This window comes from Mycobacterium kansasii ATCC 12478 (genome assembly GCF_000157895.3).
In the GTDB taxonomy this organism is placed as follows: domain Bacteria; phylum Actinomycetota; class Actinomycetes; order Mycobacteriales; family Mycobacteriaceae; genus Mycobacterium; species Mycobacterium kansasii.
Genome location: NC_022663.1, coordinates 1,811,363 through 1,835,247 on the forward strand (window position 1 = coordinate 1,811,363; position 23,885 = coordinate 1,835,247).

General features: G+C 67.0%; 21 protein-coding genes and 1 pseudogene. 4 read left to right on the top strand and 18 right to left on the bottom strand.

What is annotated here, in order from left to right; genetic code table 11:
• Positions 1–114: 114 nt before the first annotated feature.
• From MKAN_RS07655 to glyA, 5 genes are all read right to left on the bottom strand, one after another.
• Positions 115–1,566 carry an adenylate/guanylate cyclase domain-containing protein gene (locus MKAN_RS07655; RefSeq protein WP_036392679.1) on the bottom strand — a complete coding sequence of 484 codons (1,452 nt, stop codon included), beginning with the start codon at positions 1,564–1,566 and terminating at the stop codon, positions 115–117.
• Positions 1,567–1,615: 49 nt separating this feature from the next.
• Positions 1,616–2,491 carry a polysaccharide deacetylase family protein gene (locus MKAN_RS07660; protein ID WP_023366911.1) on the bottom strand — a complete coding sequence of 292 codons (876 nt, stop codon included), beginning with the start codon at positions 2,489–2,491 and terminating at the stop codon, positions 1,616–1,618.
• A 134-nt stretch (positions 2,492–2,625) separates the two neighbouring features.
• Positions 2,626–3,927 carry a PhoH family protein gene (locus MKAN_RS07665; RefSeq protein ID WP_036392677.1) on the bottom strand — a complete coding sequence of 434 codons (1,302 nt, stop codon included), beginning with the start codon at positions 3,925–3,927 and terminating at the stop codon, positions 2,626–2,628.
• Between the two features lie 212 nt (positions 3,928–4,139).
• The gene (locus MKAN_RS07670; RefSeq protein WP_023366915.1) at positions 4,140–4,967 is read right to left on the bottom strand and encodes an acyl-ACP desaturase; all 828 of its coding nucleotides are present in this window, start codon (positions 4,965–4,967) and stop codon (positions 4,140–4,142) included.
• Positions 4,968–5,065: 98 nt separating this feature from the next.
• Entirely contained in the window at positions 5,066–6,346 is a 1,281-nt protein-coding gene (gene glyA, locus MKAN_RS07675; protein WP_023366917.1) for a serine hydroxymethyltransferase, read from the bottom strand.
• A 311-nt stretch (positions 6,347–6,657) separates the two neighbouring features.
• On the opposite strand from glyA, the gene coaA reads away from it, so the two are divergent.
• A complete protein-coding gene (coaA, locus tag MKAN_RS07680; RefSeq protein WP_023366919.1) occupies positions 6,658–7,596 on the top strand; it encodes a type I pantothenate kinase in 939 nt (312 codons plus the stop codon).
• A 39-nt stretch (positions 7,597–7,635) separates the two neighbouring features.
• On the opposite strand, the pseudogene MKAN_RS32525 reads toward coaA, so the two are convergent.
• The 5 genes and pseudogenes from MKAN_RS32525 to MKAN_RS07705 all read right to left on the bottom strand — a co-directional run.
• Positions 7,636–8,583 (bottom strand): annotated as a pseudogene (locus MKAN_RS32525) (PE family protein); the annotation flags it as partial.
• 172 nt (positions 8,584–8,755) lie between these two features.
• On the bottom strand, positions 8,756–9,169 hold the full coding sequence (locus tag MKAN_RS07690; protein ID WP_023366922.1) for a hypothetical protein: 414 nt from the start codon (positions 9,167–9,169) through the stop codon (positions 8,756–8,758).
• Between the two features lie 115 nt (positions 9,170–9,284).
• Positions 9,285–10,370: a methyltransferase gene (locus MKAN_RS07695; RefSeq protein ID WP_023366924.1), complete on the bottom strand. Its 1,086-nt coding sequence runs from the start codon at positions 10,368–10,370 to the stop codon at positions 9,285–9,287.
• Between the two features lie 76 nt (positions 10,371–10,446).
• Complete coding sequence (locus tag MKAN_RS07700) at positions 10,447–11,817, bottom strand: hypothetical protein (protein ID WP_023366926.1); 1,371 nt, start codon at positions 11,815–11,817, stop codon at positions 10,447–10,449.
• Positions 11,818–12,007: 190 nt separating this feature from the next.
• A complete protein-coding gene (locus tag MKAN_RS07705; RefSeq protein ID WP_023366928.1) occupies positions 12,008–12,796 on the bottom strand; it encodes a (2Z,6E)-farnesyl diphosphate synthase in 789 nt (262 codons plus the stop codon).
• 155 nt (positions 12,797–12,951) lie between these two features.
• Between MKAN_RS07705 and trhA the strand changes: the two genes are divergently transcribed.
• Complete coding sequence (trhA, locus tag MKAN_RS07710) at positions 12,952–13,692, top strand: PAQR family membrane homeostasis protein TrhA (RefSeq protein ID WP_023366931.1); 741 nt, start codon at positions 12,952–12,954, stop codon at positions 13,690–13,692.
• A 515-nt stretch (positions 13,693–14,207) separates the two neighbouring features.
• Here the strand turns inward: trhA and MKAN_RS07715 are convergent.
• From MKAN_RS07715 to mca, 4 genes are read right to left on the bottom strand one after another with little or no spacing between them, the layout of a single operon-like run.
• The gene (locus MKAN_RS07715; protein WP_023366933.1) at positions 14,208–14,591 is read right to left on the bottom strand and encodes a nuclear transport factor 2 family protein; all 384 of its coding nucleotides are present in this window, start codon (positions 14,589–14,591) and stop codon (positions 14,208–14,210) included.
• A 13-nt stretch (positions 14,592–14,604) separates the two neighbouring features.
• Positions 14,605–16,617: a thioredoxin domain-containing protein gene (locus MKAN_RS07720; RefSeq protein ID WP_023366935.1), complete on the bottom strand. Its 2,013-nt coding sequence runs from the start codon at positions 16,615–16,617 to the stop codon at positions 14,605–14,607.
• A complete protein-coding gene (locus MKAN_RS07725) occupies positions 16,604–16,903 on the bottom strand; it encodes a hypothetical protein (protein WP_023366937.1) in 300 nt (99 codons plus the stop codon). Before MKAN_RS07725 ends, MKAN_RS07720 begins: the two co-directional genes overlap by 14 nt.
• Positions 16,900–17,772 carry a mycothiol conjugate amidase Mca gene (gene mca / locus MKAN_RS07730; RefSeq protein ID WP_023366939.1) on the bottom strand — a complete coding sequence of 291 codons (873 nt, stop codon included), beginning with the start codon at positions 17,770–17,772 and terminating at the stop codon, positions 16,900–16,902. The genes MKAN_RS07725 and mca overlap by 4 nt, the downstream gene beginning before the upstream one ends.
• A gap of 124 nt (positions 17,773–17,896) precedes the next feature.
• On the opposite strand from mca, the gene MKAN_RS07735 reads away from it, so the two are divergent.
• Positions 17,897–18,331 (top strand): DUF4307 domain-containing protein, encoded by a 435-nt coding sequence (locus MKAN_RS07735; protein WP_023366941.1) that lies wholly within the window; start codon positions 17,897–17,899, stop codon positions 18,329–18,331.
• A gap of 226 nt (positions 18,332–18,557) precedes the next feature.
• Positions 18,558–19,052 carry a transcription elongation factor GreA gene (greA, locus tag MKAN_RS07740; RefSeq protein WP_036392673.1) on the top strand — a complete coding sequence of 165 codons (495 nt, stop codon included), beginning with the start codon at positions 18,558–18,560 and terminating at the stop codon, positions 19,050–19,052.
• A gap of 31 nt (positions 19,053–19,083) precedes the next feature.
• Here the strand turns inward: greA and MKAN_RS07745 are convergent, their stop codons facing one another.
• From MKAN_RS07745 to MKAN_RS07760, 4 genes are all read right to left on the bottom strand, one after another.
• On the bottom strand, positions 19,084–20,250 hold the full coding sequence (locus tag MKAN_RS07745) for a cystathionine gamma-synthase (protein ID WP_023366945.1): 1,167 nt from the start codon (positions 20,248–20,250) through the stop codon (positions 19,084–19,086).
• A gap of 82 nt (positions 20,251–20,332) precedes the next feature.
• Positions 20,333–21,052 (bottom strand): RDD family protein, encoded by a 720-nt coding sequence (locus tag MKAN_RS07750; RefSeq protein WP_023366947.1) that lies wholly within the window; start codon positions 21,050–21,052, stop codon positions 20,333–20,335.
• A gap of 124 nt (positions 21,053–21,176) precedes the next feature.
• The gene (locus MKAN_RS07755; RefSeq protein WP_023366949.1) at positions 21,177–22,571 is read right to left on the bottom strand and encodes a cystathionine beta-synthase; all 1,395 of its coding nucleotides are present in this window, start codon (positions 22,569–22,571) and stop codon (positions 21,177–21,179) included.
• Positions 22,572–22,615: 44 nt separating this feature from the next.
• Complete coding sequence (locus MKAN_RS07760; RefSeq protein ID WP_023366951.1) at positions 22,616–23,683, bottom strand: alpha/beta hydrolase; 1,068 nt, start codon at positions 23,681–23,683, stop codon at positions 22,616–22,618.
• Positions 23,684–23,885 lie beyond the last annotated feature (202 nt).

Sequence of the window (23,885 nt, forward strand, 5' to 3'; positions counted from 1 at the left end):
ATGCGACAAGTGTCGAGATCTACGCGCGCCGAAAATCGCGAGAAGGTCTGACGGTACCGTCGATCGCGACGCAAGGACCGCGATCCCCACCGCCGACGAACTCATGGGTGACCACTAAGCATCGCCGACGGGTGCCGAGATGTGCGTGGCTTCGGAGCGGCCACGCAGCACCGCGGAATAGCGCTCGGCCCAGCGTCCACGCTCGTCCTCGGCCGCGCGCTCGACGGCCGCCGCCGAGCACAGGATCCGCCGGTCCGACGTTTTGGCCAGATCGGCCAGCCGCGCGGCTTCATTGACGGCGTCGCCGATGACGGTGTACTCGTGCCGGTTCTCGGCGCCGATATTGCCGGCAAACACCCGTCCTGCCGACACGCCGATCCCGAAGTCGACGTCCGGCAGCTCATGTAATCGGCTCGCCAGCGCACGTGCCGTCGCCAACGCCGCCGACGCCGGTTTGCTCGTGCGCAGCGGCGCTCCGAAGACCGCCAGCGCCGCATCACCCTCGAATTTGTTGACCAAGCCCTGATATTCGTCCACGGCGTCCACGACTATCCGGAAGAAGTCGTTGAGCACGTGAGCCACCTCTTGCGGCGGACGATTTTCGGCCAGCTGCGTCGAACCCACCAGGTCGATGTAGAGGACTGCCGCCTCCACCACGTCGCCCGACAGCGACGAGCCCTCTTCGATGGCCCGGCGGGCGACATCCGTTCCGACGTACCGGCCGAAGAGGTCACGCAGCCGCTCCCGTTCCTCGAGCCCGGCGACCATCCGGTTGAATCCGGTTTGCAGTCGCCCTATTTGGGAACGTTCGTAGGCGCCGACGTAGGTGGCGATGTTGCCGTGTTCGACCTGCGCCATCGCATCGACGATCTCGTCGAGCGGATCGGAAATGGATCGCGACGTCAGGATCATGGTCGGCAGCCCGAGCAGCAGCGCTGCCAGCGACACCACCAAGATGGGCACATCCAGCGATGCGGTCTCCTGAATCAGCCAGCCATAGGACCGCAGCACGACAAATGCGGCGATCACCCCGATCGGGATCGCGCTGCACAAAAACCACAACAGGACCAGTCGCGCCAACACGCCGGGGACCGCCAGGCGCGGCTGACATCCTCGGGTGGCCACTCCCATGATCGGCCGCAGGGTGCGTTGTGCGAGCAGCAAGCCGGTGCCCGCGGCGGCGGGTCCACCTAGCAGCACTCCGAGCAGAATGGGCAGCAATATCTTGGCGCCGTCAGCATGATTGATCAGCATCAGCACCGAGCCAGACGCTGACCAGGCACCTACCAAGATGGCCGACTGGCGGCCGCCGAGCTTGATCGCGGACTCTCGCTGCTGCGGGGTGGGCTCGTCGCCGGGGACGAACCACCGCAGTGTGGGAGCCAGGAGGAGAACACCACCCACCGCGACGCCGACCGTCCCCAACACGACCAACACCGACACCAACACCATGTTTTTCTCGGCGAAGTCGACGTAGGTGTGGCCTCTCAGCGGAACCAAGACGGCCGATGCGTCGAGGACTGCGAGGACGTAGGCGATGGCGAGGCCGAGCGCATAGTGAGCCAACAACCTGCGGGCGCTTGGCGGATGCGCGTCGGCTGCGGATCCGCGAGCCCTACGCACCGTTGTTCGGCCCGCCCGAGTTTTGGCCGGGAATGTCGGTGATCGGGAAGTTGGGCATCGGCTTGGGTGAGGGCGTGTTGGGCAACGACGGGATGTCAGCGGCCGGGATGTCGTGGAGTTCGTTGACGGGCGGCCCGTTCTCCCGGCTTCCGTAGCTGCTTCCGGGCGCACGCGGCCCGAGCAGCTCGCTGACCGTCACCAGCCGGTAGCCGTTGGCCTTGAGCACCGGGATGAACTGGTACACCAGGTCGACGGTGCTGGAGTAAGTGTCGTGGAACAGCACCACCGAGCCCGGCTTGATCTGGGTCATCAGCAGCAGTCGCGTTGCCGCCGTGTTGGAGTCGTTGGCCCAGTCGAAAGGAATGACGTCCCAAAGGATTTCGGCTTGGCCGAAGGTGGCGGCGGTTCGCCGCACCGCGTCGTTGGACAGGCCGCCGGCCGGACGGTACAGCGTGGGCGTGCGCCCGGTGGCCGCGGTGATCGCATCGTTCGCCCTGGCGAACTGGCCGGCGATGTCCTCGGGAGGGATCGTCGTCATGTTCGGGTGTTCCCAGGTGTGGCTGCCTATCTCCATGCCGGCGTCGGCGATCCGCTTGGCAGCCGCCGGGTTGGCCGCCACCTTGTTGCCGATCAGGAAGAACGTCGCCTTGGCGTCGTTGTCTTTCAGGATTTGCAACAGCCGGTCGGTGTAAGGTCCCGGCCCGTCGTCGAAGGTCAGCGCCACACACTTGGCCACCGAACAATTGAGGTTGTCCGCGCGGGTGACGTGGCCGGTCAGCCCGCCGATCACCAGCACCGCGACGGCCACCACGACACCGATGACCGTGCGCCAGTAGCGCCAGGCCTGGTTGTCGGGTCGTTTGGGCACCTAGGAAGTTTACCGGGCGTCTAGTGTGCGCTCGCGGCGTCGAGGGGGTGATCAGGGCGCAATCCGCCGGATTCGCCGCCCTGGACGCACACTCGACCTCGGCTGTTTCTCTGGGCGCCTGCCCGGGAGACCCGTCAGCGTGGCCCGGCGATCTCCTCGAGCATCTCGGTGACCAGCGCGGCGATCGGGGACCGTTCACTGCGCAGCAGCGTGATGTGGGCGAACAGCGGATGACCCTTGAGCTTCTCGATCACCGCGACGATCCCGTCGTGGCGGCCGACCCGCAGGTTGTCACGCTGGGCGATGTCGTGGGTCAGCACCACCCGCGACCCGGCGCCCAGCCGGGACAGCACGGTCAGCAGCACGTTGCGCTCCAGCGATTGGGCTTCGTCGACGATGACGAACGAGTCGTGCAATGAGCGGCCCCGAATGTGGGTCAGCGGCAGCACCTCGAGCATGCCCCGGGACAGGACCTCGTCCAGCACGGCGGGGCTGGCCAGCCCCTCGAGCGTGTCGAAAACGGCCTGAGCCCAGGGGCCCATCTTGTCGCTCTCGCTGCCGGGCAGGTAGCCCAGCTCCTGGCCGCCGACGGCATACAGCGGGCGGAAGACGACCACCTTGCGGTGGGTCCGGCGCTCCAGCACAGCCTCCAGACCCGCACACAACGCCAGCGCCGACTTCCCGGTGCCGGCCTTACCGCCCAACGAGACGATGCCCACCGACTCGTCGAGCAGCAGGTCGAGCGCCACCCGCTGCTCGGCGGACCGGCCACGCAGCCCGAACACTTCGCGGTCACCGCGAACCAGCTGGACGCGTTTGGCCGGGTTCACCCGGCCCAGCGCATGCGAACTACCGCCCAGCAGCCGAATCCCGGTGTGGCAGGGCAGGTCCCGGGCTTCGGCCAGGTCGATTTCGCCGTCGGCGAACAGAGTGGCGATCTCCTCGGCAGCAGTTTCGATCTCGCGCATCCCTGACCACCCGGAGGCAACGACGTCCTGCGCGTGGTACTCGTCGGCGGGCAGCCCCACCGCGGCAGCCTTGACCCGCAGGGGGATGTCCTTGCTGACCAACGTGACTCGCCTGCCCTCGGCGGCGAGATTGGCAGCACAGCTCAAGATCCGGGAGTCGTTGCTGTCGGTCCGGAAGCCGGCGGGCAGCACCGCCGGGTCGCTGTGGTTGAGTTCGACGTGCAGCGTGCCGCCTTGGGTGCCAACCGGAATGGGCTGATCCAGGCGTCCGTGCTCCAGCCGGAGATCGTCGAACAGCCGCAGCGCCTGGCGAGCGAACCAGCCCAACTCGTGGTGGTGACGCTTGGCCTCCAGTTCGCTGATCACCACCAGCGGAACCACCACCTCGTGTTCGGCGAACCGACTGCACGCCCAGGGATCGGACAGCAGCACAGAGGTGTCGAGCACATACGTCCGGATATCGGTCACGAAACGCTCCTCGAGCGAATGACGCTCGCGCGAACCCACACGAGCGTGTCGGCGCGGGCCGCGGCACCAGGACCGGGGCCGGTCCTGCCGTTGTAGTGACGGAAGGTGCCGCCCTGGCAGCAGAGCATGTCGCTGACCATCGTCTGCGACGCTACTCCGGTGACGACACTCCCGCAGGACAGGCGCGCCGACGCGCTCCGTGGAGGTCGGGACTAGACGGTGACGAACGGCTTGAGCGCAGGCTCGTCGGCCACACCCCACGCGGTGATGCGATCGGCAATCACCTGGCCCCGCTGCTGCGGGCCGAAGATCCCGGCCTCGGCCATCTTCTGCACCTTGTCCCGGTAGGCGTCAATGTCGCCTCCGACGACCTCGAGGTCGGCAGCGCGGGCCGCGATCGCAGCGATCGTCTCGTCCCGGGAGTAGTCGAGGCAGTGTGTGACCAGGTTGGCGAAGAACAGCTCGTGGCGCGCCTCGTCCCGGGCGATCCGGTCGATCAACCCGGCCAGGATCGGTTCTTCGATCTGTGCGGCCAGATTTTGGCAGAACACGGCAAGGGAGCGCTCGTAAAACGCCATGTAGACCAGGGTCTCCACTTGCGTGTACTTGTCGGCGCGGTAGCCCTTCATGACGTGCTGGACGCGGACCTCTTCATTGGCGACCGGGTCCACCTCGCGGGTCACCACGAGGTATTCGCGCAGCGCGATGGCGTGCAGATGCTCTTCCGCTGTCCACCTGCCAAGCCAGCGGCCCCACCACTCCTCGAGGATGAAGTGCTCGACCAGTTCGCGGTGATGGCCGGCCAGGTTGTCCTTGAGGATCAGCAGGATCTCGCAGGCGTCGGTGATGACCCGCGGCAACGTCGCCTGGGACGGATCCCAGTCCCGTCCGCCGAGGAAGGCGAAATTCTCGCCGCGGTCGAACGGAACGTAGTCGTGGGCGAACCAGATGTCCTCGGTGTCAAGATGTCGAGCCATATTCTCTTCCACCACAGGCTCGAGTTCCAGGGTCAGCGCATTAGCGACAGGTTTCTGTGCCATGCAGTAACTGTAACCCGACGACACAGGTTTCGTGAAATTGGGGCTGCGCGTGTCGTGGCTTACCCGCGTGATAACGCCGACAACGGTTTCGCTGCAGGCTAGCGACCTGCCAAGCTCCAGTCCTCGAGGCCCGCGTAGAGCGGAAACTCCCTGGCCAGGCGGGTCACCCGGGCGTGCAGCGCCGGGACATCGGCAGCGCTGCCGTCGGCCAGGGCGGTAGCGATCACATCGGCGACTTCGCTGAATTCGGCGTCGCCGAACCCGCGGGTAGCCAGCGCGGGCGTTCCAATCCGCAGGCCCGAGGTCACCATGGGCGGGCGAGGGTCGTTGGGCACGGCGTTGCGGTTGACCGTAATTCCGACCTCGTGCAACAGATCCTCGGCGGCCTGGCCGTCCAGTGGAGAGTTGCGCAGGTCGACCAGCACCAGGTGGACGTCGGTTCCGCCGCTGACGACCGAGACGCCGGCCTTGGCGACATCGTCACCGAGCAGTCGTTCGGCGAGGATCCGGGCACCTGACAGGGTGCGCCGCTGGCGGTCGGCGAACTCGGGGGTGGCAGCGATCTTCAGGGCAACCGCCTTGCCCGCGATCACATGCATCAACGGCCCGCCCTGCTGGCCGGGGAACACCGCCGAGTTGATCGCCTTGGCGTACTCCTGCTTGCCCAGGACCATGCCGGAACGGCCTCCGCCGAGCGTCTTGTGCACAGTGGTGGAAACCACGTCGGCGTGCGGCACCGGCGACGGATGCAATCCGGCGGCAACCAAACCGGCGAAATGCGCCATGTCCACCCACAACTTCGCGTCAACCTCGTCGGCGATGGCGCGAAACGCCGCGAAGTCGAGAATCCGGGGGTAGGCCGACCAGCCGGCAATGATCACCTTGGGACGGAATTCCAGCGCCTTGGCGCGCACCACGTCCATGTCGATCAGGTGCGTCGTGGGATCCACACCGTAGAACCCGTTCTCGTACAACTTGCCGGAGAAGTTCAACCGCATCCCATGGGTCAGGTGGCCGCCGTTGGCGAGGTCCAGACCCAGCAGCCGCTCCCCCGGGGTCATCAGCGCGTGCAGGACCGCGGCGTTGGCCTGGGCGCCCGAATGCGGCTGCACGTTGGCGAAATCGGCGCCGAACAGCGCTTTGGCCCGGTCCCGGGCGATGTTTTCCACGACGTCGACGTGCTCACAACCGCCGTAGTACCGCCGGCCCGGCAACCCCTCCGCATACTTGTTGGTCAGCACGCTGCCCTGGGCCTGCAACACCGAGCGCGGCACGAAGTTCTCCGAGGCGATCATCTCCAAGGTGTCTCGTTGCCGGCCGAGTTCCTTGCCCAGCAGCTCCGCGATCTCGGGGTCGACCTCGGCCAGCGGGGCGGACATGACCGAGCTGGTCTCAGGGGCCGTTACGCGGGCAGAAGTACGGGCGTCAGGTGCGGCAGTCACGGGCGCCAGTCTATCGAGGGTGGCGCTTCGCGGCTGATCGTGTTCGACGCACCCGATCCCGTGATCGCCGCGGCTACCGGAGGTCTCGCCTGTCCGGCGGGTAACCGGGTAACGACCTGCCCACCCGTCGGCGACCCTGTCCGGCGGGTTCGGTCGTCGCTGAAAGCCGGGCACTTCGCCGTGGGCTTGGCGCACGCTTTACCCGGCCCAGCCGTCAGACCCGCGTCGATCCCTGCAAGACTGACACCATGCCACGGCTTAGCGAGCCGAGCCCGTATGTCGAGTTCGACCGAAAGCAATGGCGCGCGCTCCGTATGTCGACCCCACTGGCCCTCACCGAAGAGGAATTGGTCGGCCTGCGTGGTCTGGGTGAGCAGATCGACCTGTTGGAAGTCGAAGAGGTGTATCTGCCTCTGGCCCGGCTCATCCACCTTCAGGTAGCCGCCCGTCAGCGGTTGTTCGCCGCAACCGCCGAATTCCTCGGCGAGCCGCAGCAGAACCCGGACCGGCCGGTGCCGTTCATCATCGGTGTGGCCGGCAGCGTGGCGGTCGGCAAATCGACCACCGCACGTGTGCTACAGGCGCTGCTTGCCCGCTGGGACCACCATCCGCGGGTGGACCTGGTGACCACCGACGGCTTTCTCTACCCCAACGCCGAGCTGGAACGGCGAAGCCTCATGCACCGCAAGGGTTTTCCGGAGAGCTATAACCGCCGGGCGCTGATGCGGTTCGTGACCTCGGTGAAGTCGGGCTCGGAATATGCGTGTGCGCCCGTGTATTCACATCTGCACTACGACATCATTCCCGGGGCCAAACACGTGGTCCGCCATCCGGACATCCTGATCTTGGAGGGGCTCAACGTCTTGCAGACCGGGCCCACCCTGATGGTCTCGGACCTGTTCGACTTCTCCCTTTACGTCGATGCGCGCATCGAGGACATCGAACAGTGGTACGTGTCGCGGTTCTTGGCCATGCGCAGCACGGCGTTCGCCAACCCGGAATCACACTTTCACCACTATTCGGCATTGTCCGACCCGCAGGCCGTGGTCGCGGCCCGCGAGATCTGGCGGTCGATCAACCGGCCCAATCTCGTCGAGAACATCCTGCCGACCCGGCCGCGTGCCACCCTGGTGCTGCGCAAAGACGCCGACCACGCGATCAACCGGCTGCGGCTGCGCAAGCTGTAGCACGGCCCGCGTCGAGCCGGTGCCGAATCAGACCGGCGATGCGCCGTGGACTCCGTGCTTGCCGAACAGCAGGCCACCCGTCCCACCCTCGCCCCCGATGCCGCCATTGGAGCCGTTGCCGCCGTTACCGCCGTCGCCGATCAGGATGGCGTTGCCGCCCTTTCCGCCGTTGCCGCCCAAGCTGCCATGGCCGCCGCCCGAGCTGCCCAAGCCACCCACGCCGCCGTCGCCGCAGAGCAAGCCGCCGTTACCGCCGTCGCCGCCGGAGCCGCCTGGTTGGCCATCCCCGCCACCTTTGCCGCCCTCGGCGCCGGCACCTCCGTGGCCCACCAGGTGAGCGCTGCCACCGGCACCGCCCTGGCCGCCGGGGCCCAGCACGGCGTCGCCGCCCATGCCGCCCTGCCCGCCGCTGCCGAGCAGCCAGCCGCCCGCGCCGCCCGCGCCTCCGGGCAGACCAGCCCCCATCCCGCCGTTGGCGACGCCACCGGCGCCGCCGTTGCCGCCGTTGCCGATCAGGCCAGCGCACCCACCGGCGCCGCCAGGCTGGTCGGGCCCGCCGTTTCCGCCGTTACCGCCGTTACCCAGCAGCAGCCCACCAGGACCCCCGGGCTGCCCGGGTCCGCCGTTAGCTCCGTTACCGATCAATGGCCGCCCCAGAAACGCCTGAGTGGGCGCGTTGATCGCATTGAGGAGGGTCTGCTCGACATTGGCGGCCTCGGTGCTCGCGTACGCGCCCGCGCCTGCCGTCAAAGCCTGCACGAGCTGTGCATGAAAACCGGCCACTTGCGTACCGAGCTTCTGATAGGCCTGCGCGTAGGCGGAAAACAGTGCGGCAACACCCGCCGACACCTCGTCGGCGGCAGCCACCACCACGCCGGCCGTCGGGGCCGCCGCAGCCGCGTTGGCCGCGCTGATGCTCGAACCGATTCCGGCCAAATCGGTGGCCGCCGCGGCCATCATTTCCGAACTCGCGATCACGAACGACATGGCTGCCCCCAATCTCCGCACCTGAATCACGTCGACCACCGGCAATGACCGGAAATTGGAGCGTATCGCCGCCGGAAACGACATCTTCCGCTTTTTGCCGAAAGCGCCGCCGGAATGGCGGACGCGGGGCGTCCACGGCATCCAGCGGCGCCCCGCGTCAGCAACACGGCGACTAGGCCGTCAGCCGGCGCACCCCCAGGTACTGCAGACCGGCGAACAACGCCGTGTACCCGCCGCTGGCCAGGGTCGCGGCCACGCCAACGGCGGTCATGGGCACCAGCTCGGCGGCCACGACAGCGGCCAGGGTGTAGACGATGTTGCCCACGACGACCCCGATACCTGCCCGGCGCAGGTTCGGCAGCGCGGCAAGACCGAACACCACCAGGCCGTAGAGCACGAAGAAAGCGCCCATGCTGTATTCCTGGCCGGACGCCAGGCCCGTCATCTTCGAAATCGGGTCGGCGGCGACGGCGACGGCCAAACCCAGCAGTCCCGTCAACGTGGCATCGGCACGCATCGCGAACCGCAGCAGTGAGTCCGTCGAGTCGTATAGCGGCCGGATTGTCGGATCGGAAAGAGCGGTCATGCCATTACTCCTTGGCTGTATGGAAGGCGGTTTGTGGAACAGGTTTCACGGTGCCGCCCAAGCACTGCCAGATCGACGCATGGCACTGCCAGCTACTGCCATCGACGGGCCAAGATCACACCGCGATGCCCTCGACCAGGCTGTATGGCGAGGCGGTTGCCACCACACGGGTCATGCGAAAGCCCGCGCGCCCCAGGAGTCGGCTGTACTCTTCGGCGGTGCGTTCGCGCGCGTCCGCGAGCAGCAGCATCTCCAGGTCGACCCATTTACCCATGAATTCCCGGTCGTGCGGCGGAATCACCTGCTCGATGAGCAAGACCTTCGTGCCCGCTGCCGCCGCCGCACGGACGTTGCGAAGGATTCGCACCGCGTCGTCGTCGGGCCAGTCGTGGATGATGTGCTTGAGGACGTAGGCGTCGCCGCCGGTCGGTATCTCGTCGAAGAACGAACCAGCTTCGATCCGAACCCGGTCCGCGACCAGGTGTTCGGAAAGCAGGTCGGGGGCTCCGGCAACCACGTGGCCAAGGTCGAACAGGATGCCACGTGCCTGCGGCGCCGACGTCAGGACCGCGGCCAACAGCCGACCATGTCCGCCACCGACGTCGACGACGGTCCCACAGTCGCTGAAGTCATAGGCGGCGACCACCGGCGCAATCGACAGTTCCGACGAACTTGTCATGGCCTGGTTGAAGATTTCGGTGAGCGCCGGTTCACTGGCGAGATAGTCGAAGAACGGCTTGCCGCGCAATGCCGGGACGACGGTGTGGCCGCTGCGCACCGCATCCGTGAGCCGGCTCCAGTGCTCTCGATGAGCAGGAGCACCGACAAATCGAGCCATCCCGGCCAACGACACGTCGGCATCGCTGCGAAGAGCGTCCGCCAGCGGGGTCAAGGCGTAGCGGCCATCGCGGCATCGCCGGAAGATACCGCGTCCGATCAGGGCCCGCAGTAGCCGGCTGAGGGCGTCGGCATCGGCGCCGACGGCTGCCGCGAGTTCATCGGCGGTCATCGGCCCATTGGCGAGCGCGTCGGCGATACCGAGGTCCGCGGCGACGGTGATCGCCTGAGCCGCCCAGGCCTGCAGGATCATTTCCATCAGGGCGACCGGTGCCGGAACCAGGCCGCGATGCAGTCGACCGAGGTGATGCCGCACCGTCTCGACGATCCGCACGACCCCGGCCGGCGGAAGCTTTGCTGCCATGACTACCCTTTCGGCCTACCCAACCAGGTATTCGACGCTCAGGACGCTGAGGATGGTACGCCGGCCAGCGCCCGGGTTAATCGCTGGGAACGGCGACCCGCCCGCGCAGATCGGCGGCGATCAGCCGAGCCGCGGCGTTCTGCCAATTGTGCAGTGAGCGCTGCGGCACCTCAGTCACCAGCCACTGCCAGGCTTGGCGGGCGGTCGCATCCAAACCAGCTGCGGTGGCGTTTTGCGCGTAGGCGCGCACGCCCACGACGTAGGGGAAATACACCGAGTTGTAGTAACGCCAGTGTTCGGTGGTTCCGAAATCGCCGGCGTCGCGCGGCTTGAGCCGGGCAATGCCGTCGGCCAGCACGGCCTTGAGTTCGTTGGCCCGCTCCAAAGGATGATCGGGTGCCCCGCGTGCGGCCAACCGCTCATCGATCACCGGCAACGCGGTCAGCGGGCTGGCGACGAGTTTGGTCAGATCGCCATAGTGGCCCAGTGCCCGGCGGGTGAGCCGGACGAAGGTGTCGTCGTCCACGTCGGCGAGGGGGTTCACCGACCGCAGCGGCAAACCCGCCCCGGTATGCCGCAATGCGGCCCGGTCGGCGCGTAGCGCGGGCGACCGGGAAAACGCCAGCCGGTCCAGCAGCCCGGCCAGCGGATCGGCGAGCACCTGCACGATGATCGCGATCGCCAGGCTGGTGAAAAGCAGCACCGTCAGCGCGGTCTGCGCCGCCGGCTCGGTGCGGGTCACCGCCAAACTGATCAGCGCCTGACCGCCGAACAACACCGCCACCGCCAGCGTGCCGAAAAACGAGCGCAACATGTCTGCCCGCAACGCCTGGCCCTCGTCGAAGGCGTCCCACAGGGCAACCGCCACCCCGAGCGCCAAGACGTCGAAACCCGTCGACGCCAGAGCCAGCCAGCTGGGCACCAGGCCCAGCGGAATGATCAGGATGGCGTTGGCCAGCGCGAAGAACAGGGTTGCCACGATCACCACGCCAACGACGGGCGTCGGCTGCGCGGGCCGCAGCACCGCGACCACCATCGCCCCGAGGGTGGATGCGGATATCACCGCCAACATCATCAGGTGGCCGGCCCGCAACGGGCCGGTGACGCCGCCCGCCATCGTCGCGCCGAACAAGGTCAGCGCCGCGACACCGCCGATGAGCACGAGCTCGCGGGTGCGCGCCCGCCAGCTGTCGCACGGCCGGGCCAGCTCAAGAAGCACCGCCAACCACGCGACGCCGGGGACGGCGACAAGGTAGATCTCCAGTCGGCTCAGCAGCGCGGCGTGCCCGACGCTGGTCGTGCGCACCGCATCCAAGGCCACCACCAGCGCGAAACCGCACAGTCCAGTCGCCGCCAACACCAGCACCGGCTTGCGCGGATCACGGGCCAGGAGGTACAGCCCCAGCCACAGGCTCAGCGTGAACACCGCCGCCGACAGCGCAGCCATGCATCCAGTTTGGCACGGGGTCCGATTCGTGCCGACCCGCTACACCCGGCATCGCCGCGCTCGCGATCGGCACGGGGTCCGATTCGTGCCGACCCGCTACACCCGGCATCGCCGCGCTCGCGATCGGCACGGGGTCCGATTCGTGCCGACCCGCTACACCCGGCATCGCCGCGCTCGCGATCGGCACGGGTTACTTGCCGTACCGCCGATGGCGCTGGCTGTAATCGCGCAGCGCGCGCAGAAAATCGACCCGGCGAAACGCGGGCCAGTGCGCTTCGGTGAACCACATCTCCGAATATGCGCTTTGCCACAGCAGGAAACCGGACAGGCGTTGCTCGCCTGAGGTGCGAATCACCAAATCCGGGTCAGGTTGGCCCGATGTGTAGAGATTTTCGGAAATGCCGTCTTCGGTCACCGCGTCGACGAGCTCTTCGGCACTGGCGCCGTTGGCCAATTCTTTGCTCAACAACGCCCGAACCGCGTCGACGATCTCCCGGCGCCCGCCGTAGCCCACCGCGACGTTGACGTGGAACGACGCCGTCTCGGGGGTCGATTCCACAGCGTCGCGCACCCGGCGGGCCGGCTCCTCCCCGATCAGCCCCAGATCGCCGACGGTACGCACACTCCAGCGGTTGGCCGGGGCACAGATCTCCTCGACGACGTCGGTGATGATCTCGATCAGTCCGGCGAGCTCATCGGGATCACGCTGGAGGTTCTCGGTGGAAAGCAGGTAGACGGTGGTCATCTCGATGCCGGCGTCCTGGCACCACCGCAGCATCTCGGCAATCTTGGCGGCACCCATCCGGTAGCCGTAGCTGACGTCCTCGTAACCCGCGCTGCGCGCCCACCGGCGGTTGCCGTCGCACAGCACAGCGATGTGTCTCGGCAATTCGGATCGAGTGGCGGCCAGACCCTGCCGCAACCGAAGCTCGTAAATCCGATACAACGGCTCTTTGAGCCGCGGCGGGATGATCTCCACAAGAATCCAGACTACTGTGATGGACACCAGATTCCGGCCTTGATCCGGGCCAAAATCACCGCACGCGCGCCCACGTCGTAACGGTCTACGTCGACCGACCCGACTAGGGTGATTGTGACGGTTACCGGCAATAACACAACGGGGAGATGGGAGACATGAGCAGCCAGGCCAGCACGGCTACCGCCGCAGCACCCGACTCACACGGGCTCACGCCGTCCAATGCTGCCCACCACATCGTCGAGGGCGTGACCCGGGCCCTGACCAAACCCCGCTTCCGGGGCTGGATCCACGTCTACTCGGCCGGTACCGCCGTTTTCGCAGGGGCGTCGCTGGTCGCGGTCTCGTGGGCCGTCAGTTCCACCGAGGCCGGGCTGGCGACGTTGGCCTACATCATGGCCACCGTGGTGATGTTCACCGTCAGCGCCACCTACCACCGAGTCAACTGGGAATCCCCGTCGGCCCGCGCCTGGATGAAGCGCGCCGATCATTCCATGATCTTCGTGTTCATCGCGGGCAGCTATACGCCGTTTGCGCTATTGGCCCTGCCGGGCCATGCCGGGCGAGTGGTGTTGTCGATCGTGTGGGGTGGCGCGATCGCCGGGGTCCTGCTGAAGATGTGCTGGCCGACCGCGCCCCGCTGGGTCGGCGTGCCCCTCTATCTCCTGCTGGGCTGGGTGGCCGTCTGGTACACCGCGACGATCCTGCACAACGCGGGGGTGACGGCGCTGGTGTTGCTGTTCGTCGGCGGCGCGTTGTACAGCATTGGCGGCATTCTCTACGCGGTACGGTGGCCAGACCCGTGGCCGTCGACGTTCGGCTATCACGAATTCTTCCACGCCTGCACCGCGGTCGCGGCGATCTGCCATTACATCGCGATGTGGTTTGTGGTGTTCTAGAGCGTGTCGAACCACTCTGATGAGTAATCGGAACCGCCCTTCTCGGGCGTCGTCGGTTCAGGCCGCCGAGGCGGTGTGAACGTCGGTTTCCGCGTCATTCGGGCGGGTTTCACCAATACGAGGGGTGTTGGTCAGCGCTGTCCCGTCGGCGGACATTGGTGGCCCGGCCTCTCCCCCGCAAGCGGGTGGCACCCCCAAGCTCGGGGGTACGGGGTTCGGTCGGGGTCCTGATGGGTGTGGCCGCGGCGGCCCAGATTGACCGCCGCGTTGGTGTCTCTGCCGGCGGTATGCCCGCACCCGCAGCCCGTAGGCGGGGCCGGGCTCCCCGGCGGCAACGGCGGCAACGGCGGCGGCTGAGATGGGCTGCGGCCGCTCCACAGCCGGGATCGTCGGCGCGCTAGAACCCAATTGCGCACCTCCTCCCCCGGCCGCTCCACAGCCGGGATCGTCGGCGCGCTAGAACCCAATTGCGCACCTCCTCCCCCGGCCGCTCCACAGCCGGGATCGTCGGCGCGCTAGAGCCGGGTGACGTCGTCGGCCGACCAGTACGCCTTCATCGCGGTGACCTTGCCGCGGTCGTCGAAAACCATCACTTCGATGGGCTCCACCCGCATTGCGTCGTCACCCGCCGTCACGGTCAGCCGAAACTGGAACGCTGCCTCGTTGCCGGACACCCGCAGCGACACCAACTCACATACCCGCTCGAGCCCGGCGATCGCCGAATAGAAGCCGCGGATTGCGTGCGTGCCGATGTGCACCTCCCCACCGACGGGATCCTCGAGAGTGGCGTCGGTGGCGTAGAAGCTGACCAAGTCCTCCACGCCGCCGTCGTTGAGCACCGCGATGTAACGGTGGACGGTGTCAGCGATCGCCTGGGCTCTGTCGGTGCGGTGCGGCATGTGGGGCACGCTACTATCCCGGCGGTCGCAGAGCGGCGGCGAGTTCGTCTGAGCTGGTCACCGGCAGGTCACAGACTCGTCCCCGGCACACGTAAGCCGCGTCGGCACCACCCACCCGGTCCCGGTCGATCAGCAGCGCCGACGAGCCCATCCGGCCACCGATGACGATCGCCCCTCCGGGCGCGAGTCGGCGGGCGGCGGCCAACAACGGTGACTGCGGATCGGCATACGCGACCGCGATCTGCAGCGGCCCGCGCACCGCCGCCTCGGCGACCGACAGCCAGTGACCGGCCGACCGTGGCGCACGGGCCAGCAAAACCGAATGTTCGCGCAGCGTGTCTGTGGCCGCCTGCAAATAACGCTGGGCGCGGCCCGGCCCGACCAAGTGCGCGGCGGTCAGCAACGCCTCGGCGATCGACGACGCGCCGGACGGTGTCGCCCCGTCCAGCGGGTCGGCCGGCCGCAACATCAGCTGCTCGGCATCGTCGGCGGTGTCGAACCACCGGCCGGGATGCTGCGGGTCGGCAAAGTGCTGCAACGCGGTATCGAGCAGGCCGCTAGCCGCCGTTAGCCAGGCCGCATCGGAGGTCAGTTGGTACAGCGCCAGCAGACCGGTGGCCAGCATGGCGTGGTCCTCCAAGATGGCGGCGCTGTCGCCCACCACCCCGCCCAGACTGGCACGCCGCAACCGGCCGTCAACGACGTGCAAGTCCAGCAGGGCGGTCACGCAGCGCTGCGCGGCTTGCACCAGTCGTGGCTCCGGCAATGCCACGCCGGCCTCGGACAGCGCGGTGACGGCCAGCCCGTTCCAGGAGGTGACGACCTTGTCGTCGCGCCCGGGCTGGGCACGGGTGAGCCGGGCCGCCAATAACGCGCCCTTGATCCGCTCGAAACGCTGCCGGTCGTCGGGATCCCTGAGTAGCTGCAGCACCGAGGCCCCGTGCTCGAAGGTGCCGGACCGGCTGACGGCGAAAACCTCTGTCGCCCAACGCCCGTCGTCGGCGCCGAGCACCTCGGTCAGCTCCGCGGGGGTCCACACGTATGTCGAGCCCTCGCGGCCGTCTGCATCGGCATCCAGCGACGACGTGAACATGTCACCGTCGGCCAGCTCCTCGAGCAAGAATCGCGCGGTCTCGTCGGTGATTCGGCGGGCCAGCGGATCCCCGGTGCGCCGGGCCCAGTGTGCGTAGGCGCGCAGCAACAGCGCGTTGTCGTACAGCATCTTCTCGAAATGCGGTACCACCCAAGCGTTGTCGACGCTGTATCGGGCGAAGCCGCCGGCGAGTTGGTCGTAGATACCGCCCCGGGCCATCGCGGTGCCGGTGCGCGACACCGCCTGAAGCGCCGCCAAGGAACCGGTGCGCTCGTAGTGTCGTAGCAGCCCTTCGAGCAACGCCGACGGCGGGAATTTTGGCGCCCTGCCCCAGCCGCCGTGAGCCGTGTCCTGGTCACCCAGCACCACCGCCACGGCGTGATCGCACAACTGCGGCGCAACGTCCGGCCCGCCGCCGGGCAGGCCGGACGCCATCGAGCGCAGCTCGCCGACGATATGGTCCGAGGCCCGTTCGACCTCGTCGCGGCGCTGCTCCCAGGTCTCGGATATGGCCGAAAGCAGTTGCAGAAAAGCATCTTTCGGGTAGTAGGTGCCGCAGAAAAAGGGCCGGCCGTCGGAGGTGAGGAAACAGGTCATCGGCCAGCCGCCCTGCCCGGTCAGCGCGACGGTGGCGTTCATGTAGACCGCGTCGATGTCCGGCCGTTCCTCGCGATCGACCTTGATGCAGACGAATCCGGCGTTCATCGCGGCGGCCACCTCGTCATCGGCGAAGGATTCGTGGGCCATCACGTGACACCAGTGGCAGGCGGCGTAGCCCACCGACAGCAGAATCGGCACGTCGCGCGCGGCCGCCTCGGCCAGTGCCTGCGGGGTCCACTGTTGCCAGTGCACCGGGTTGTCGGCGTGCTGACGCAAGTAAGGGCTGGTGGCAGCCGCCAGGGTATTGGCTCCGGACGGGTCAGCCGGGGTCATCGGCGGGTCCCGGTGGTCGCGCGGATCCGTTACCGTCGGCACCCGGCGGCTCGTCGGGAGTGACCGGGTCGGTACCCTCGTCGGCGGCCTGGTCGGGCTCGGGGTGCTGGCGGTCGAACGATTCGGGAACCTTTTTCAGTTGCCGGTTCATCGATCGCACCAGGAACAGCGTGGCGACCACCAGCAGCACGATGACCAGCAGCCCCACCGGGCTGGCCTTACCGAAATCGGGGCCGTGGTTGCGGGGCGCATCGTCGGCAATCACGCTGAGCAAAACGCCGTTCACTGGTCCGGCTCGATCCCGGCGAACAACTCCGTCTCCGGCAGGCGAACGGGCACGCGCGAGCGCGCCAATTCGAATTCCTCGGTCGGCCATAGCTCCTGCTGCCAGGACAGCGGAGCGGCGAAGAACTCGGCGTTCGGGTCGATTTGGGTGGCGTGTGCGCGCAGCGCGTCGTCACGCTGAGCGAAGTACTTAGAGCAATCCACGCGCGTCGTCACCCGGTTGGCAAAGGGATCGTGGTCGGGATGCCAGTGCTCGAGCCACTTCGCGAAGGGACCCTCCTGGCCGCGCTTGATGAACTCCTCCTGCAAAATTCGCATCCGCTCCCGCAAAAAGCCGTGGATGTAGTACAGCTTGGACACCGTCCACGGCTCACCGGCATCCGGGAATCGACGGTAGTCGCCCGCTGCCTCGTAGGCGCCGATCGAGACCTGATGGCAACGAATGTGATCCGGATGCGGGTACCCACCGTTCTCGTCGTAGGTGGTGATGACGTGCGGCCGGAATTCCCGGACCACCCGCACAAGCGCCTCGATCGACTCCTCCAGCGGGACCAGCGCAAAGCAGCCTTCGGGCAGCGGTGGTGGCGGGTCACCCTTGGGCAGTCCGGAGTCGACGAAGCCCAGCCAGGTGTGCTCCACACCGAGGATCTCGGCGGCCTTGGCCATCTCGTCGCGGCGGATCTCCGAGATGTGGCCATGCACGTCGGGCAGGTCCATCGCCGGGTTGAGAATTTCGCCGCGCTCGCCGCCGGTCAAGGTCACCACCAACACCCGATGGCCCTCGTCGGCGTAGCGGGCAAGCGTGGCCGCGCCCTTACTGGACTCGTCGTCGGGGTGGGCGTGCACCGCCATCAACCGCAGTTCGCTCACGTGCTCCCTTGTTCCTGTGCCAGCCGGCCGGTCTGCTGCGCGCCCGGTTGCGACCCTATAATTCCAGTTCTCGATCGTCCCATCCTCCTCGGCCGTACCCCGGCCTCCCGCCAACCATCCAGGTATGAAACCAGTACCCGTTTCCCGTCCCGAAGCCCGCTACGGGCGAGCACGGCTGTCCAGCCGGTCGCGGCGCCGCCTGGCCATCGCCTTGTCGGCGGTGGCCGTGGCGGCCGGATTGGCCGTGGCCTTCGTCGCCTACCAACGGATCGGCACCAATGCCGTCACCGGCTCGCTGGCCGCCTACCGGGTGATCGACAACGAAACAGCATCGGTGACGATCAGCGTGACCCGCAAAGACCCGTCGCAACCCGTGGACTGCATTGTGCGGGTTCGCGCCCACGACGGCAGCGAGACGGGTCGGCGCGAAGTGCTGGTGGCACCGTCGGATCAGAACACCGTGCAGGTGACGACGACGCTGAAATCGAGCAAGCCGCCGGTGATGGCGGACATATATGGTTGCGGCACAGACGTGCCCGCATACCTGCGCTCGTCTTGAGGCACATCTTCCGGCTCATCGTGAGCCGAACTGCGCAGATGCCGTCATCGAGTGTTTCCGCAGTGGTAACATTGGTGGATGCACGGTCCTGCTTTGGACCGTGTATTGCTGCATTAACGGCCGTGAGCAAAACGGCGTGACAGCAACCGGGCGGGAACCCGCACACCGACAGCGGGATCAGCACCTTATGCACATACGCATAAGAGAACACAAGGAGCGCGACGAGATGACGGATACTCAGGTGACCTGGTTGACCCAGGAGTCACATGACCGACTCAAGGCCGAGCTCGATCAGTTGATTGCGAATCGTCCGATCATCGCCGCCGAAATCAACGACCGCCGCGAGGAAGGTGACCTGCGCGAAAACGGCGGGTACCACGCCGCTCGCGAAGAGCAAGGCCAGCAGGAAGCTCGCATCCGTCAGCTACAGGACCTGCTCAGCAATGCCAAGGTCGGCGAAGCGCCCACGCAGTCCGGGGTGGCCCTGCCCGGCTCGGTCGTCAAGGTCTACTACAACGGCGACGAGTCCGACACCGAAACGTTCCTGATCGCCACCCGCCAGGAGGGCGTCAACGACGGCAAGCTCGAGGTCTACTCGCCGAATTCACCGCTGGGCGGCGCGCTGATCGACGCCAAGGTCGGTGAGACCCGCAGCTACAAGGTGCCCAACGGCAACACCGTCGAGGTCACCCTGGTCAGCGCGGAGCCGTATCACTCCTAATCCTGGCGCCCCCGGTAAGCCGTCGGCGCGCCTAGCCCAGTGCCTGCTCTAGATCGCCGAGCAGGTCGGCGATGTCCTCGATGCCGACCGAAAGCCGCACCAGATCGTCGGGAACCTCGAGCTGCGAACCAGCCGTCGACGCATGGGTCATGGCGGCGGGATGTTCGATCAGTGATTCCACCCCGCCCAGCGATTCGGCCAGGATGAAGACCCCGGTGTTGGCGCAGAGATTCCGGGCGGCTTCCCGCCCCGCTTTCATGCGCACCGAGACCATGCCGCCGAAGCCGCGCATTTGCCGCGCGGCGATGTCATGCCCGGGGTGCTCCGGGAGGCCCGGATACAGGACAGTACTGACCGCGGGATGTTCGGCGAGGAATTGGGCTACGGCACAAGCATTTTCGCTGTGCCGTTGCATCCGCAGCACCAAGGTCTTCAGCCCGCGCATCGTCAGGTAGGCGTCGAACGGACCCGGCACGGCTCCCGCCCCGTTCTGCAGGAAGCCGAACGCCTGGTCGAGCTCCTCGTCGTTGGTGACCAGGGCACCGCCCACGACGTCGGAGTGCCCGCCGATGTACTTGGTGGTCGAGTGCAACACCACGTCGGCGCCCAGCGTCAACGGCTGCTGCAGCGCCGGCGATGCAAACGTGTTGTCCACCAACACTCTTGCGGAGCTGTCCGCGCCCAGCTGGGCAATCTGTGCGATGTCGGCGATCGACAGCAACGGGTTGGTCGGTGTTTCCACCCAGATCAGCCGGGTGCGCGGCGTGATCGCGGCGCGCACCGCATCCAGATCGGAAAGCGCCACCGGCGTGTACTCGACGTTCCACCGGGTGAACACCTTGTCGATCAACCGGAAGGTGCCGCCGTAGGCGTCGTCGGGGATGACCACATGGTCCCCGGGTGACAGCATGGCCCGCAGCGCACAGTCGGCGGCGGCCATCCCGGAGCTGAACGCCCGGCAGTGCCCGCCCTCCTCGACGGCGGCCAGCGACGCCTCCAAGGCGGCCCGCGTTGGATTGCCGGTGCGAGCGTATTCGTAGCCGCCCCGCAGTCCGCCGACACCGTCCTGGGCGAACGTGCTGCTGGCATAGATCGGAGCGTTGACGGCTCCGGTTGCCGAGTCGGGCCGGTAGCCGGCGTGGATGGCTTTTGTGGCTAGCCCTACGAACTGGTGATGCCCCCGGCGGTCGTCATTCATCGGTGGCCAGCCTAATAGCAAGGCGCTACCCCGGGCCGTCGCGTCACGACCGGGATAGCGCCTTGCCGAGTCGCTGCCCGGGTCAGACCGGCAGGCAGACCGTGGTCATGATCTTGTCGGCCAGCGTCTGTCGCTTGGCGTCCCACAACGGGAACAGGAAGCCGACGTAACAGATGATCGCGTCGACAAAGTGTGCGAGTTGGCGTACCAGCGACATCCCGAAGCCCAACGGCTGCCCGGTGGTTTCGCTGACCACCTTGAACTTAAGCACCGACTTGCCGATGCTCGATCCGGTGGTGCCCTGGCGGTAGCCGTAGTTCCACACCCAGTAGGCAAGTATCGCCAGCGACGCCAGCCCCTGCGCCAGCACGCCGATGATCGAGTCCTGCACGTAGCAGTACTGGCTCACGTCGTACTGATTGACGCTGGTGACGCACGACGACTGCTGGGTGACCAATGCGATCACCCAACCTATGCCGTAGACGACGACGACAGGAGCGTTGTCGATAAGGAACGCCAGTACGCGGGTGATCCACGGGGTGTAGGACTCCGTCGGCTGGGAACGGATCGCCGGCCCGGGCGGCGGCGGCGCGTAGCCGGCGGCCGACGGCGGCGGCGGTGGCGGATAGCCGCCCTCGGGCGGGGGTGGCGGTGGCGGATAAGACCCGCCAGACGGCGGAGGCGGCGGGTAGGAGCCGCCGCTCGGCTGCGAAGGCTGGGACGGTGGCTCAAACCCACCGGAGGAGCCGGGAGGCGGTGGCGGTGGGGGGTAAGACCCGCCGGGGGGCGGCTGATCGGTCATGGGAGCAACCTTCCACTCAGGATTCGCTTGAGGCGGCCCTACAGTACCTGAGGTCGGATGCCGTTGGGAGGCTGGGCGAAAGCCGCCGGCCGCGCTGTGTCGCGTGCCTATCCCCCGTTGTCGCTCAGCGTCGACCCGCCCCTTCGGACAGGAAACCCAGCAAGTCGTAGCGGGTAATCACCCCGACCGGTTTGCCTTCCTCCACCACCATCAACGCGTCGCTGTCCCGCAGCGCCTTTTCGGCCACGCTGACCAATTCGCCGGCCCCGATCATCTTCAGCGGCGGGCTCATATGTTGTGACACGGCATCGGCCAGCTTGGCGCGGCCCTCGAAAACGGCCGACAGCAGTTCGCGTTCGGACACGCTGCCGGCGACCTCGCCTGCCATCACCGGCGGCTCGGCGCCGACGACGGGCATCTGCGACACCCCGTACTCTCGAAGGATCCCGATCGCGTCGCGCACCGTCTCCGACGGATGGGTGTGCACCAGATCGGGCAATGCACCGGACTTGCGACGCAACACGTCACCGACCGTGGCTTCCTCGGTCGACCCGTCGAGACGGGTCCGCAGGAATCCGTACGACGACATCCACGCGTCATTGAAGATCTTCGACATATAGCCGCGGCCGCCGTCGGGCAGCAGGACGACAACCAGGGCGTCGGGTCCGGCGGTTTCGGCGACTTTCAATGCCGCCACCACCGCCATCCCGCACGACCCACCCACCAGCAGCGCTTCCTCCCGGGCCAGCCGCCTGGTCATGTCGAACGAGTCGGCGTCTGACACCGCGATGATCTCGTCGGGAATCGAAGGGTCGTAGGCCGCCGGCCAGAAGTCCTCGCCGACCCCCTCGACCAGATAGGGCCGGCCGGCGCCGCCCGAATACACCGAGCCCTCGGGGTCTGCGCCGATGATGCGCACCCGACCTCCGGACACCTCTTTGAGATAGCGGCCCGCGCCGGTGATCGTTCCGCCGGTGCCGATGCCGGCGACGAAATGAGTGACCTTGCCGTCGGTGTCGGCCCAGATTTCCGGCCCGGTGGTGGCGTAGTGGCTGGCCGGTCCTTCGGGGTTGGCGTACTGGTCGGGCTTCCAGGCGCCGTCGATTTCTCTGACCAACCGGTCGGAGACGCTGTAGTAGCTGTCCGGATCGGCGGGCGGCACCGCCGTCGGGCACACGACTACCTCGGCGCCGTAGGCTCGCAATACATTTCGCTTGTCCTCGCTGACCTTGTCCGGGCAGACGAACACACACCGGTACCCGCGGCGCTGTGCTACCAACGCCAGCCCGACCCCGGTGTTGCCGGAGGTGGGTTCGACGATGGTGCCGCCCGGTCTGAGCTGTCCGCTGACCTCGGCGGCGTCGATCATCTTCACCGCGATCCGGTCCTTGGAACTGCCGCCCGGGCTGAGATATTCGATCTTTGCCGCCACGGTCGCCGCCCCGTCCGGGACGACCGAGTTCAGGCGGACCAGTGGTGTGCCGCCGATGAGGTCACTGATGTGCTGCGCGATCCGCATGCGTTCATGGTCTCAGGCGGTTTGGGCCCGCGTACATCCAGCTGCTAGCCGGTGGCCTCCCGGATGTATTCGCCGATCTGGCGCAGCGAGCGCACCGCCTCGGGCAGCAGCGGCCCGGCGACCTGGAAGTCGTGCACCTGGCCGGGCCAGACGCGAAGCTCGGCGGGCACCCCGGCCGCCGCCAGCTTGCGCGCGGCCAGCTGTGCGTCGTGCAACAGCACCTCGGATCCGGACACGTGAATCAACGTTCGCGGCAGGCCCGGCCGGATGTGCTCCAGCGGCTCGTAAAGCTCCTCGGGTTTGCCGTCGACGGCGTTGTTGGCCGCTGCGCTAGCAACCAATTCGCCGAGCGCATCGAAGGCCTTCGCCGGGAACATCGCGTCGGTTTTGATGTTCGGATGCGCCTGCTTATTTTCCTTTGCCAGCTGTAGCAGTGGCGAGATCGCCACCAGCGCTGCCGGCTCCTCGTCCTCGTCCTGTAGACGCTGCGCGAGCGCCAATGCGAGATAGCCGCCGGCGGAGTCGCCGGCCAGCACTATCTGCTCCGGGTCGTAACCCAACAGCCGCAGCCAACGGTAGCCGTCGTGACAGTCGTCGAGCGCCATCCCGATCGAATGCTTGGGCATCAGCCGATAGTTGACGATCAAGACGGGCGAATCAGCAAACTGTGACAGCAACTCGACGAGCCGCCCGTGCGAGTTTGCTCCACAGGTCAAGAAGGCGCCGCCGTGCAGATACAGAACCACTCGTCGGGTACCGTCCGCGGGCAGCACGCCGCGCGCCCGAACCAGTTGCGCCGACGCGTTAGGCAAGCTCACCGAGGCCCTGACGGTTACCGGTGCCGGAAGCAGCATCTTGGCCGCATGGTCGATCAGGCCCCACGGCCACGGCACATGTGGAACGTAGCTACCCACAGTGAGAACGGGCCGGATCGTCAGCCGCGACGCCAGCGTAGCAACTCGCGCAGCAATACTCGGGCCAGACTCGACGACCTCAACCGGAGCGCCGTCGCTGATGGCAAATCTGCGTGCCTGCAGTCTACGTGCCTTGAGCGCGTCGCGTGGGCGAATCGGATGTCTGGGGGAACCGGATACCCTGTTCGGTGCCGTCATGCTCAACACTTCCTACGCCGTTGTAGTCCGATACAGCATGTGACGAATAGGGTGAGCGTCCGGTTCACCTGCTCCCCGAAGCGGTCAGCCAACTCGTCCGACTTAGCTTGACAGCATATTCCCGAGGCAACGTTCGTAGAGTCTGATTCGATATCACAATTGATCCGCACCGTAATTCACCTGTTTTGTCAGCTACCCGCGC

Excerpts from the sequence above, each read along its gene's own strand:
- MKAN_RS07670 (WP_023366915.1), bottom strand. The coding sequence starts at position 4,967 with ATGGCACAGAAACCTGTCGCTAATGCGCTGACCCTGGAACTCGAGCCT.
- glyA (WP_023366917.1), bottom strand. The coding sequence starts at position 6,346 with ATGTCCGCCCCGCTGGCCGAGGTCGACCCCGAGATCGCGGAGCTGCTG.
- coaA (WP_023366919.1), top strand. The coding sequence starts at position 6,658 with ATGCCACGGCTTAGCGAGCCGAGCCCGTATGTCGAGTTCGACCGAAAG.
- MKAN_RS07690 (WP_023366922.1), bottom strand. The coding sequence starts at position 9,169 with ATGACCGCTCTTTCCGATCCGACAATCCGGCCGCTATACGACTCGACG.
- MKAN_RS07695 (WP_023366924.1), bottom strand. The coding sequence starts at position 10,370 with ATGGCAGCAAAGCTTCCGCCGGCCGGGGTCGTGCGGATCGTCGAGACG.
- MKAN_RS07700 (WP_023366926.1), bottom strand. The coding sequence starts at position 11,817 with ATGGCTGCGCTGTCGGCGGCGGTGTTCACGCTGAGCCTGTGGCTGGGG.
- trhA (WP_023366931.1), top strand. The coding sequence starts at position 12,952 with ATGAGCAGCCAGGCCAGCACGGCTACCGCCGCAGCACCCGACTCACAC.
- MKAN_RS07715 (WP_023366933.1), bottom strand. The coding sequence starts at position 14,591 with ATGCCGCACCGCACCGACAGAGCCCAGGCGATCGCTGACACCGTCCAC.
- MKAN_RS07720 (WP_023366935.1), bottom strand. The coding sequence starts at position 16,617 with ATGACCCCGGCTGACCCGTCCGGAGCCAATACCCTGGCGGCTGCCACC.
- MKAN_RS07735 (WP_023366941.1), top strand. The coding sequence starts at position 17,897 with ATGAAACCAGTACCCGTTTCCCGTCCCGAAGCCCGCTACGGGCGAGCA.
- greA (WP_036392673.1), top strand. The coding sequence starts at position 18,558 with ATGACGGATACTCAGGTGACCTGGTTGACCCAGGAGTCACATGACCGA.
- MKAN_RS07745 (WP_023366945.1), bottom strand. The coding sequence starts at position 20,250 with ATGAATGACGACCGCCGGGGGCATCACCAGTTCGTAGGGCTAGCCACA.
- MKAN_RS07750 (WP_023366947.1), bottom strand. The coding sequence starts at position 21,052 with ATGACCGATCAGCCGCCCCCCGGCGGGTCTTACCCCCCACCGCCACCG.
- MKAN_RS07755 (WP_023366949.1), bottom strand. The coding sequence starts at position 22,571 with ATGCGGATCGCGCAGCACATCAGTGACCTCATCGGCGGCACACCACTG.
- MKAN_RS07760 (WP_023366951.1), bottom strand. The coding sequence starts at position 23,683 with ATGACGGCACCGAACAGGGTATCCGGTTCCCCCAGACATCCGATTCGC.